The sequence below is a fragment of the Microcoleus sp. Pol12B3 genome (assembly GCF_036701355.1).
Taxonomy (GTDB): domain Bacteria; phylum Cyanobacteriota; class Cyanobacteriia; order Cyanobacteriales; family Microcoleaceae; genus Microcoleus.
The window spans coordinates 96,122-106,273 of sequence record NZ_JAUBQS010000022.1 but is presented as its reverse complement, the minus strand read 5'-3'; the positions used below and the strand labels follow the sequence as shown (position 1 = coordinate 106,273).

At 46.3% G+C, this 10,152-nt stretch carries 11 protein-coding genes; 6 read left to right on the top strand and 5 right to left on the bottom strand.

The window, feature by feature from the left end; all coding sequences use genetic code 11:
- Positions 1 to 312 precede the first annotated feature (312 nt).
- The 5 genes from QUA53_RS13695 to QUA53_RS13675 form a co-directional block, all read right to left on the bottom strand.
- Complete coding sequence (locus tag QUA53_RS13695; RefSeq protein ID WP_333097315.1) at positions 313 to 807, bottom strand: hypothetical protein; 495 nt, start codon at positions 805 to 807, stop codon at positions 313 to 315.
- Between the two features lie 138 nt (positions 808 to 945).
- Positions 946 to 1,164 (bottom strand): hypothetical protein, encoded by a 219-nt coding sequence (locus tag QUA53_RS13690; RefSeq protein ID WP_333220986.1) that lies wholly within the window; start codon positions 1,162 to 1,164, stop codon positions 946 to 948.
- Between the two features lie 789 nt (positions 1,165 to 1,953).
- Positions 1,954 to 2,670, bottom strand: coding sequence for a GUN4 N-terminal ARM-like repeat domain-containing protein (locus QUA53_RS13685; protein ID WP_333097319.1), 717 nt, complete (start codon positions 2,668 to 2,670; stop codon positions 1,954 to 1,956).
- A gap of 232 nt (positions 2,671 to 2,902) precedes the next feature.
- On the bottom strand, positions 2,903 to 3,475 hold the full coding sequence (locus QUA53_RS13680) for a hypothetical protein (RefSeq protein ID WP_333066315.1): 573 nt from the start codon (positions 3,473 to 3,475) through the stop codon (positions 2,903 to 2,905).
- Between the two features lie 269 nt (positions 3,476 to 3,744).
- On the bottom strand, positions 3,745 to 3,954 hold the full coding sequence (locus QUA53_RS13675) for a hypothetical protein (protein WP_333066317.1): 210 nt from the start codon (positions 3,952 to 3,954) through the stop codon (positions 3,745 to 3,747).
- A 1,070-nt stretch (positions 3,955 to 5,024) separates the two neighbouring features.
- On the opposite strand from QUA53_RS13675, the gene QUA53_RS13670 reads away from it, so the two are divergent.
- The 6 genes from QUA53_RS13670 (at position 5,025) to QUA53_RS13645 (ending at position 9,992) form a co-directional block, all read left to right on the top strand.
- Positions 5,025 to 7,661, top strand: a complete 2,637-nt coding sequence (locus QUA53_RS13670) for an AAA-like domain-containing protein (RefSeq protein ID WP_333248902.1) — start codon at positions 5,025 to 5,027, stop codon at positions 7,659 to 7,661.
- 96 nt (positions 7,662 to 7,757) lie between these two features.
- Positions 7,758 to 7,985: a type II toxin-antitoxin system RelN family antitoxin gene (locus QUA53_RS13665; RefSeq protein ID WP_445305236.1), complete on the top strand. Its 228-nt coding sequence runs from the start codon at positions 7,758 to 7,760 to the stop codon at positions 7,983 to 7,985.
- Positions 7,975 to 8,226 carry a hypothetical protein gene (locus tag QUA53_RS13660; protein ID WP_333097323.1) on the top strand — a complete coding sequence of 84 codons (252 nt, stop codon included), beginning with the start codon at positions 7,975 to 7,977 and terminating at the stop codon, positions 8,224 to 8,226. The genes QUA53_RS13665 and QUA53_RS13660 overlap by 11 nt, the downstream gene beginning before the upstream one ends.
- 153 nt (positions 8,227 to 8,379) lie before the next feature.
- A complete protein-coding gene (gene ruvA / locus QUA53_RS13655) occupies positions 8,380 to 9,003 on the top strand; it encodes a Holliday junction branch migration protein RuvA (protein ID WP_015174486.1) in 624 nt (207 codons plus the stop codon).
- A 150-nt stretch (positions 9,004 to 9,153) separates the two neighbouring features.
- Positions 9,154 to 9,423: a 30S ribosomal protein S15 gene (gene rpsO, locus QUA53_RS13650; protein ID WP_190661928.1), complete on the top strand. Its 270-nt coding sequence runs from the start codon at positions 9,154 to 9,156 to the stop codon at positions 9,421 to 9,423.
- A 95-nt stretch (positions 9,424 to 9,518) separates the two neighbouring features.
- Positions 9,519 to 9,992: a PAM68 family protein gene (locus tag QUA53_RS13645; protein WP_333097324.1), complete on the top strand. Its 474-nt coding sequence runs from the start codon at positions 9,519 to 9,521 to the stop codon at positions 9,990 to 9,992.
- The last annotated feature ends 160 nt before the right edge of the window (positions 9,993 to 10,152 follow it).

Genomic DNA, 10,152 nt, shown 5'->3' with positions numbered 1-10,152 from the left:
ACCGCTTTGAGCAACATCAAGACTGGGATGAGAAAAACAGTTGGAAAAGCCATCTCAATAACTTGAGATTAATGCTGTAACCTTTAATTAGCTTTAACTTGATACAACAGTGGCTAAGAGTTTTTCCGATTCCACAATTATCTACAGGTTTGGCTCGATTAAGAGCTAACATGAATTTTTACCCAAATCCCTTCTCTTACTTGATGAATGAGAGGGAATTCTTATTTTCTTCTGCCTAGAGTGACAGAAGAGGGATATTATCTCCTTTCCTGATCTACCTGCGGAATGCTTTCAGGGGTAGGTTTTTAAAATTCAAGCCGTAGAAAAGTGGGAACGGCTTGGCCAAGGTTCAGGAATAAAGCTACCAATCGGTAAAGGTTTTCCCAACAGCAAAGCCACTAAAATCACTAAAAAACCGCGCCGGAAGCAACTTAAAAGACGGGGGGAAGTTTTTGGCGTGGCGGTTGGCAATCTAGCTACATGGTGAGGCGACAAAGACTGCAAATCATTTTTAGGCAAATTGCTGTCAACTTCGCCCCCAACACTGACTAACCAGAGAGTAGCTACAGCAATCGCTAACCACAACCGCTCAGCGCGAGCTGGGTCAGTCATTTTCGTCTGATGCCATTGCCAACCACCGCGTTTAGTATCTTTAAAACCACACTCAATCCAAGCTCGCATTCGATACCAACAACTTGTAGCCATCTCAGGAGGCAAATCCGTCACAATCAACCAGGGGTCAGCATAACCGACATCCCAACGGGCTATTAAGGTACATTTAATCGGATTGTTTTTGAAGCAAGTCACACGCTTACACCAAGGCTGACTTCCCGGCTCGGGAGCGGCTGTTTTTAAAGGAAGAAAATCCGATTGGCCTTCGGGACGAAATTGACCGCCTAGATTCACTCGTAAATAAGGATGCCATCCTAATAAGACAATTTTGTCCTATAACCAGTCAGCATAGAGTCCCCGGTCAGCCGCTACAATGACTTTCCAATTTGAGGGAATACAACCCATAAAAACGTCCAATAATTGCAGCCAGTAAGGCTGCCAAGCCCCTTTAGCAGTAGCTTCCACAATTTTCCAAGCTACCGGAATCGCACAACCTCGATACAAAACACGCTTTGGCCAAAACGGTGAACCGTTGCCCCAATGTGGTTGCATCCATCGCCAAGAAAAGCTGCTTATTCTCAGTGTCTTGCCACAGGCTTAAAATCCACTGCAACAGAGGGACAAAGCTTTGTGTAACGTCCAATTCTTGGCGACATTTTCCCGTTTTATCTTTTTTTCCCCAATACCATTCTCTCAATCGCTGCCGCATAGTGTTCTCTTTTGTCTCTAACAAATTCGCCAAAAAAGCGGCTACAGTAGTTAGGCCACAAGATTGCACCATTGCCATACCAAAGCTCCACATAGCTAGAACTTTTGCTTGCGGCTTGCTTAAATGAGGAAGTTTCCGGGCGACAAATCCCACCCAATTTTTTAAACTCTTTGGTGTACTCATGGGGTTGGCTCAGGTTGAGAATAGCTCCGGAGCTGTGTAAAACTCACTGTTTCTATACTATCCAATCCGGTGTCATAATTAAAAACCTACCCCTGAAAGCCTGCGGAATGTGGGTTTCATTGGTGGCCTCGTACTCGCCGACCGTTAACAATTACTTGAGTTCGAGGTGCTCACCGGGAGCAGCTCGTCGCTCTGCGGTTTCACGCCCGCCTTCAAGTTTGAGCGCCTGCCTTCAAGTTCGAGCGCCCGCCTTCAAGTTCGAGCGTCCGCCTTCAAGTATTATAAGTAATTACCCGAACCTGATATAACCTCAATATCATCCTTTAATTGTGCAACGCCTCAGCAAGCCCTATCTATGTTCTCACGGGTGTTACCGTCAGAACCCACACCAACAAATTGCGGGCAGAACATCCAGCCCGCCCCACATTCTCCAAAAGCCCCAAAACCATTCACTTCAACCAGGCAGGGTGAGCCATCAAAGCTGCAAAAGGCTGTACTCCCCGCAACTGATTCGACAGCGGCAAATGCCCTCTCGGCGCGCTCAAATCCCAAATAAACTCTTGCGGATACCGCGTCCAATTATTCCCCTTCTTCCAGCCAATTATCGGCCACAATTTATCCCAATTCTTGCCAGAACTTAGCCAAATTTCCCGCTGCACTGAAAATCCAAATTTGCCTTCGGAATGAACTTTCCACAGGGTATTAATTGTTTGCAAATCCGCCACGGGCAAACTCTCAACTTGCGTAAAATACAGCCACTTTCTCACGGAAGCTGTATCACCCGCCAATTCACAAAGCTTGTCTAAAGTCAAGCGATCGGCTTCTTGAAATTCCTGTAACGCCAATAATTGTTGCAGCGGAGTGTAATCAACGTTAGAGTCCGATCGCAGCGGCACAACCCCAGTCGGAAAATTCGCTTGCAAAAACTCCGCCGCTCTCGGAGAATTAGCACTGTAAAGAATTTGGTAAGCCTTACCCATTACCGCAGTCGGTTCCTCTGACTTGCGCTCTAATAAAAATTCCATCAATACATCCCAACCGGAATCTGCTATTTGTTGTTGTAGCAGTTGCAGTTGAGTTTTTTCCGAACCCGACCTCAACTGAGAGCGGAGTTCGGCTGTATCGGCCGCCGAGTCTAGAGGAGAAGTAGAAATCGAGTCAGTCATGAGAAACTATCAGCTATCAGCTATCAGCTATCAGCGATTAGCTGAAGCCCTGGTTTTCCCCCATTGTACAATGGTACTGACTCCGATTCACTTCTCTGTACTCGCATGCCTGCGCGCAACGCCACCTAGTTTTGCCTCACGCCCCCACCCTCTTCACCAATGGCAGCAATAGCAAATCCGTCTACCATCTGAATTTTACGATTGATGCCATGTCAAAGAGTTTTTCTTGAACCTAGTCGTCCACGATCGAAACCCATGCAGAGAACGAAGGCGGAAAAAAGTTTATGTCATATTCAGAGTCTTCCCACTCTTTGACCCACAGCGGCACGGCGCCGGGGCGAGGAGTTGCAGAAAAGGTGCGTTCTTTGACTTCGATCGAATGAAATAGCTGTTTTAAAGTATCTCCCCGATCCAAAGCTTCGCTAAGGATGTCGTCCAACTCAGGATCGACCCGTTTGACACGGTTTTTGTCCTCCTCCAGCCACAGAAGTTTCAAAGACTTCAGATCTCTCGGACTGAGGATGCTCTTGTAGTACACGCGCTTGAGGGTCGCTACGGGTTCCAATGAGCGTTCGATCCGGCGAATTTGCTGAACTCGCAGGTAGTGCCATTCCGCTAAACGCTTGCTTTCCGAAGGCGGGAGAGTACCCTTGCCCGCTGCGTGTTTGTAGTCGTATTTAATCAAACTGCAAGCCATATTGGCTAGCAGATGAATTAACTGTTTTTCTTTGGGTGTTGCCTGACGCCGTTCCTGGGTTCTTGTCAATACGCGCTGTCTGCGGGTAGTTTCGAGAGTATTTTCCATTGGGTTTTTACGAGATGAAATACGATTGTGCCAGATCCAAATCCCGAACATCAGAAGGTAAGGAAGTTGATAGGCGGGGAAACTCCACCGACAGACTCGCCTTACCTATTTATTTTCCCATCCACCGTTCTCTGAAACCGATCCCCACCCCTGGGATTAGGTAGACCGATCTTGGGATCGAGTTTTAACTACCTCGATCAGAGGCGGTTGGGACAACAAGCACCACAACTACAACCACAACCGCATCAGAGCGAACGACACAATAGCGCCTATTTCCTGCCTTTACGCGTTTTTACCTCTTCTTGCTCCCCATCCTCATTCGTTCCAGTGTAGTTAAAGTCGGGACGACTCTCCCAAGCCGTCAAACTGCTGGCTGATGAATGTTGTGGGGCGATCGCTAAAGCGCTGGTGCTGCCTGCCTGGAAAAAGCCGAAGCCAGCCGAGGCAATTACCCCTAATACTAAGATGCTGTTTTTCATGTTCGATGACCCTGATTTGCGTAGATTGACACTTTTTGGCTAACCCGATCTGTCAGAAATGGGTTGATGCAATAGCCCACTTGTCTTCTGATAAATCTGCCTGCCATAATCAATTCAGACAGGCACACCCGCTTGCGATCGGAAACGCCGGAAGTGACGTGTTACTAATGTCCACGATCATCCATCAACCCGAATTTTTTGGGTAGTGGAGCGAAAGCCATCAGGGCGTCGATCCATCAGGGAGTTATGCCATCAGGGTGCTAATCCATCGGGTAGTTAAGCCATCAGGGCGCATCTTCTACAATTAGCCACCGACTTAACTTTTATAGTTGAGTAAGTGGTTAGCCTGGTACTGACAAAGCCTTTAAGAATTAAACTTTTTGTGGATGCATCCTGAAAAGTTTGTTCTTAGGAATCCCCGAACGCGAAAGCCCGGGGAATGTCAGCAGCATGGAATTCCATGCAATCTAAGTCAACTAAAAAAACGCAGATTAACGATATCTCCCACTCAAGCAGTCCTCAGCAAAACGCTGGGGTTTTTTATTGGCAGCCATTGCGAGCGCGTTTTTCTCCGGCATCCGGCAAGCGGATTTGAAGGCAGAAGGTTGACGGAGCTCTGGTTAGGAGTTTCCCTGCCCACATCATACCACCGGGTGAAATTTAAAGTATTATTGTAAAAAAATGTGAAAAAAAGGGCGTTTGAGCGTTTTCAATCCGAGGAGAGTGAAAATTCATCTAATTATGTGAACGAGTGTAAAAAATCAAGGGTCGAGGTAGGATTCAGCCGATCGTAGGATTTGGGACAAACGCTTGCAAAGATACGGTAAAGATTGACAAGGAAAAAGCTGAGCTAGTAGACAATAGAGAAAGAGGAACAAAAATTTTCCACCGTAGTAAGGCCGATTCAAAAAAAACAATGCAAATGCAACAGGCAAACTCCCAACTCTTATTGAATAAGTCATTCCCCAATCTAAAATCTAAAATCTAAAATCCTATAAGCGGGCAATACTTCCAATTTGTAACCTTTCGATCGCACAGCATAGGGGTGTAAAATCTTGATGAATTCCCAGATGACAGCAGAACTCAACTCAACGTACCACTATCAAGTCGGAGGATATTTGCCTGCCGGTGCGCCCACCTATGTCAGGCGATCGGCCGACAGCGAGCTCTACGAAGGACTCAAAGCCGGAGATTTCTGCTACGTGTTGAGTGCGCCGCAAATGGGAAAGTCCAGCCTGCTAGTGCAAACGGCCAAAAGATTGCAAGCCGAAGGTACAGTTTTTGCCGCCGTCAACTTGAGAAGCATCAGCAGCCCTGATATCTCCCCCCAAAAGTGGTATGGCGCAATCATGTACCGCATGGCAAGCAGTTTACACATCACAAACAGGTTTGATGCCATCAAGTGGTGGAACGATCGCGAACTCCTATCGCCGGTGCAGCGATTGGAGATATTTCTCGAAAAAGTTTTGCTCAAGTCACTTCAGCAAAATCTGGTAATTTTCATAGATGACATTGACAGCATCAGCAGCCTAAATTTCAATACCAGCGATTTTTTTGCCTTGATCCGAGCTTGTTACTCCAAGCGGGCAGAGCAACCGGAATACGATCGCCTGACTTTTGCTGTCATGGGAGTAGCAGCCCCCTCAGAATTGATCCGAGATCCAAGATGCAACCCTTTTAATATTGGACGGCAGATTCATTTAAGTCGATTCCAACTGCACGAAAGTTTGCCGCTAGCAAAAGGATTGGCTCTCAAAGCTTTTCGCCCCCAAAAAGTGCTCCAAGAAATATTAGCTTGGACGGGTGGTCAACCGTTTTTAACTCAAAAAATTTGCCACTTGGTACTTGAATACGGACCTTTTATTGGCAGAAATGCCGAAGCTCATCAGGTTGAAAAACTGGTCAAACACAGAATTATTAAAAATTGGGAAGAAGAAGACGAACCCCAACATTTAATACCAATTCGCGATCGCATTTTCCATAGCCACTGCGACCTCACGCGGCTGTTAACGCTGTACCAGCAAGCTTTGCAACCGCTCAAGGCAACGAAACCGGGGGAATCGCAGGGAGTACCAGCAGATTACTCTCCCGAAAAAATTGAATTGCAACTGTCAGGACTGGTGGTTAAGTCTCACGGTAAATTAATAGTTTCTAACCTAATTTATCAGTCAGTTTTTAATAGATTCTGGGTGGAAAAAGAGCTGGGAAAATTGGCTCCATACCACTCCGCGCTAGCAGCATGGCTGGCTTCAGACCGCGAAGATGAATCGCTGTTATTGACAGGAGAAAGTTTGCAGTCAGCTTTGGATTGGGCTGCGAACAAACAATTAAGCCAAGAACACTATTGGTTCTTGAATCCCGATCGAACTTTTGAGGAAAAACCGACAGTGGTTGTCGCACCAGTTGCAGACAGCAGCGTAGACACAGATGCAGACAGCAGCATCCTCACCCCGCCCTCAGATAGTGTTCCAACTGGCAGCAACGAACAGAGATTGTACGATCACATCGTCTCCTGCGTGGAAACAGAATCCCCCGCACAGGTGATCGAGCGGTTCCGAAAGCTATTTATCGACGGCATGGGCTATCCCGATCGAGAGATTGAAGCAACTTTGTACAGTATAGTCTCCGTCAAGCGATTGGATCAGCACTTTAAATATATCCTCCACCGCTGCTGCTACATCCCGATCAACCGCTGGCAATTGCAATCACACAACCAGTTCGCGATCGCCAAGTTGGTAGCTTTATTCAAGCAGGCTTCTCCCCGATTTGGGACGGAATTTTACATAGTCAAGCGCTTGCAAGAACAAATAGCTTTCTTTACTAAAAGTGAAGAATTTCAGACCATAGAGCGCTTAGTAAAAGCCTTAGATAGAGAGGCGGAACCGCAGACACAAGATACAGATTCTCCTTTGGGCGAATTGATCTGTCGGTATCCTTATTTGTACGGCTATTCTCTACTGAGCAAGGGCAGCATTGAGGAAGACCAACAAACCATTCAAAAACTGGCATTTCAAAGACAGCGACAATTTGAAACCCATTTGTCTCAATATTTAAATTATTTGGTTGAGCCGAGAAATACAGAAATAGGAATTGTGGAGCGGGCAGCTAATCCCACACTTTTGAACGATGCAGAACTGCACTTAGCGGTCAGGGAATTTGCTGGAAAAGTAGCAGGCGATCGCAGCTACAAAGAAGCGGCTCAATTTTTCCTGAGAGATTCCAGACAAACTCCATCTTACGCCTCATTTAAAGTAAATTTATATGAATATTTAATATCGTCGATCGAGCCAGAATACGGCGGGCGTCAATTTAATGACCGTTTGTACAAACAAATCAAAAATACATTGCGAGAAAATGATTCGGTGAAATTCAATAATTTATTGTTAGTTCGGACTTGCCACCAGTTGTTCAACTTCTTAGTAGTGGAAAATTCTCAACATCCCAGCCACTACGTTTTTTACGACTTGGTGTACAATCTTGGCGCCAGCAGGACAATGGGTTTACTGCTGAAAATTGTACTGCTTTCGGGAAAAGTCAAACCAGAGTTGGAAAAGCGATTTTCTATTTTGTTTAATCACTATGAAGGTAAAACTTCTAATGAAATTATGTGGTTTGTCAAATCGTTGGAAAATTTCAATGTGGCTTTGGTTGTGAATTTTGGTAAGACGGATTTGTCTTGGGTCAAACAGCAGCTTATTTTGAATTGACAACAAGAAAATGGAGCGGGGTGCATTATATAATGATAGTATTAATTCAAAAAAAATTAGGTAAAACACAGGAAAGCCTTTGAAGTCACAGGAACGATCGACGAAAAAGGTCAATTAATTCTCGATCGACCTTTAATACTAGACACTCCGGGTCCCGTGAGAATTATCGTCCTGTTTCAGGAACCTAGAAATGAAGCTGAATACGACCCCGACGATACTCGAGTTGAAGAAGTAAAAGCTAGTCTCAGAAGAGCGTTGCAGCAAGCCAAAGCCGGACAAACTCGACCAATCTCTGAACTGTGGGAGAGAATCGATGCCGAATGAAGCCGAAGCAATCACGATCGGATTTGCGGATGACTTTGAAGCAAATTTGTATGCCCTCGCGAAAAGATATCGCAGTATCCGCAATGATGTCCAGCCCGTAATTGAACAAATACAGGCTGGCAATTTTATTGGCGATCGCATTTCCGGAATGGCCGATGATTATATCATCTTAAAAGTCCGGGTGCAAAACAGCATAACCAAAAAGGGAAAAGTGCAGCATATCGCATTATCGATCGAGTAGAATCAGCGTCGATCGTATCTTTTGTTAACCATTTACTCAAAATCCGTGAAGCGAAGCTATCCCGAAGGGAATCGAACAGATATTAGCCTCAACGAAATCCGCAATATCATCGCCGACTTTGATGAAAGCCCATAGCGGTGTATTATTAACTCTATGATTAGCTATCTCAAAGGCACAGTAGCCGATATCGCCAAAGGCAGCAACCGCGTCATATTGACTCTCGAAGTCAATCAAATCGGCTATGAAATCCAAATTTTGCCCCGCGTGACCGGTCAATTGCCAGCCTCCGGCGAAGTCGCCCAAATTTTTACCCACCAGCAAGTTAAAGAAGACCAAATCGTATTGTACGGTTTTGGCAGCGCGGCCGAACGCGATTTGTTTCGGCAGTTGACGAGTGTCAGCGGTGTCGGTGCTCAACTAGCGATCGCACTTCTCGATACTTTAGGATTGCAAGATTTAGTCCAGGCGATCGTCGGCGGTAACACCCGTATCCTCGCCAAAACTCCGGGCGTGGGAACAAAAACCGCAGAACGTCTCGCCCTGGAACTCAAAAGCAAACTCTCGGAATGGCGACAGCAAGCTGGTTTGACAACTTCAGTCGCCGCCGGAGTCCCCCCAGCTATTCAAGAAGAAGTCGAGATGATCCTGCTGGCGATGGGATACACTGCGGCTGAAGTCTTGCAAGCGCTGCAAACCCTCAGTCAAGACAGCACTTTGTCCGCCAAAGGTAACGCGGATGATTGGATACGTGAGGCGATCGCCTATTTGAGCCGATAATCCCCTACAACATCCAAAAACCGGGAATAAAAACCAAAATTCGGTCGGGTCAACAAACCCATCCCTGGCAAAAATTTTATCGTTATTATGCTTCCCCTGTGATAACATTGGAGATTGTGACAATCGTACAAAAAAAACTAAAATCAATTCATGGCTCTTACACAACAGCGCAAACAAGAAATCATGGGCGACTTCCAAACCCATGAAACCGATACCGGTTCAGCAGATGTCCAAGTCGCCATGCTGACCGATCGCATCACAAAACTCAGCGCCCACCTGAAAATCAACCAAAAAGACTTCGCCTCCCGGCGCGGTTTGATGATGATGATCAGCCGCCGCAAGCGCCTGCTGGCATACATCCAAAGGGAAAATGTCGATCGCTACAAAGCATTGATTGCCCGTCTCGGGATTCGCGGCTAAACACCAAAGCCAAAATTTGCGACAATATTCTTTAATCTTGGACAAACACCAAGACTTATTGAAAAATGTTCGAGATTTCAGGTCAGAGATAAAATATGTCCTCCGAACCACCCCGCAAGCGCTTGCCCTTTGAACCGGCAACAAATCGTAAAAAAACGCCTAAAAAGCCCCCAGAACCCCAAGCAAGCATAGCCTTAGAGTCGGATTCTGCCGACAAGCAGCCGAAAGCTAACAAAACCGGAAAACAGGCGCAATCCATCCCAGAAGTAGTCAGCCAACGCATGATATCTCGCATAGCGGTCTTCTGCGGCATACCGACAATCCTGGGAATTTCCACATTTTTTGTCAGCTATTTGGTAGTCACCAACGGCTTGTTCGATCTGCCCAACACAGCAGTATTGCTGGTAAGCATGGGCTGTTTTGGTCTAGGCGTTCTGGGATTAAGCTACGGAGTCCTCTCGGCTTCCTGGGATGAAGAAGTTTCAGGAAGCACTCTGGGGTGGGAAGAATTTAATACCAATTTTGGACGGATGCGAGAAGCGTGGCGCGCCGCAAAGCCAAAAAGTTAGTCATTAGTTAGCAGTCATTAGTCATTAGTCATCAGTATCAACTTAAGGTTAAACCCAGTCAGAGAATTCTGTTTGACGATTAGCCCCAGATCCCCCCTAGCCCCTCTTAAGAAGGGGGGGACAAGAACTGGCTCAAAGTCCCCCTTCTTAAGGGGGATTT

Coding starts and splice junctions, on each gene's coding strand:
- QUA53_RS13690 (WP_333220986.1), bottom strand. CDS start 1,164: ATGCAACCACATTGGGGCAACGGTTCACCGTTTTGGCCAAAGCGTGTT.
- QUA53_RS13685 (WP_333097319.1), bottom strand. CDS start 2,670: ATGACTGACTCGATTTCTACTTCTCCTCTAGACTCGGCGGCCGATACA.
- QUA53_RS13680 (WP_333066315.1), bottom strand. CDS start 3,475: ATGGAAAATACTCTCGAAACTACCCGCAGACAGCGCGTATTGACAAGA.
- QUA53_RS13675 (WP_333066317.1), bottom strand. CDS start 3,954: ATGAAAAACAGCATCTTAGTATTAGGGGTAATTGCCTCGGCTGGCTTC.
- QUA53_RS13670 (WP_333248902.1), top strand. CDS start 5,025: ATGACAGCAGAACTCAACTCAACGTACCACTATCAAGTCGGAGGATAT.
- QUA53_RS13660 (WP_333097323.1), top strand. CDS start 7,975: ATGCCGAATGAAGCCGAAGCAATCACGATCGGATTTGCGGATGACTTT.
- ruvA (WP_015174486.1), top strand. CDS start 8,380: ATGATTAGCTATCTCAAAGGCACAGTAGCCGATATCGCCAAAGGCAGC.
- rpsO (WP_190661928.1), top strand. CDS start 9,154: ATGGCTCTTACACAACAGCGCAAACAAGAAATCATGGGCGACTTCCAA.
- QUA53_RS13645 (WP_333097324.1), top strand. CDS start 9,519: ATGTCCTCCGAACCACCCCGCAAGCGCTTGCCCTTTGAACCGGCAACA.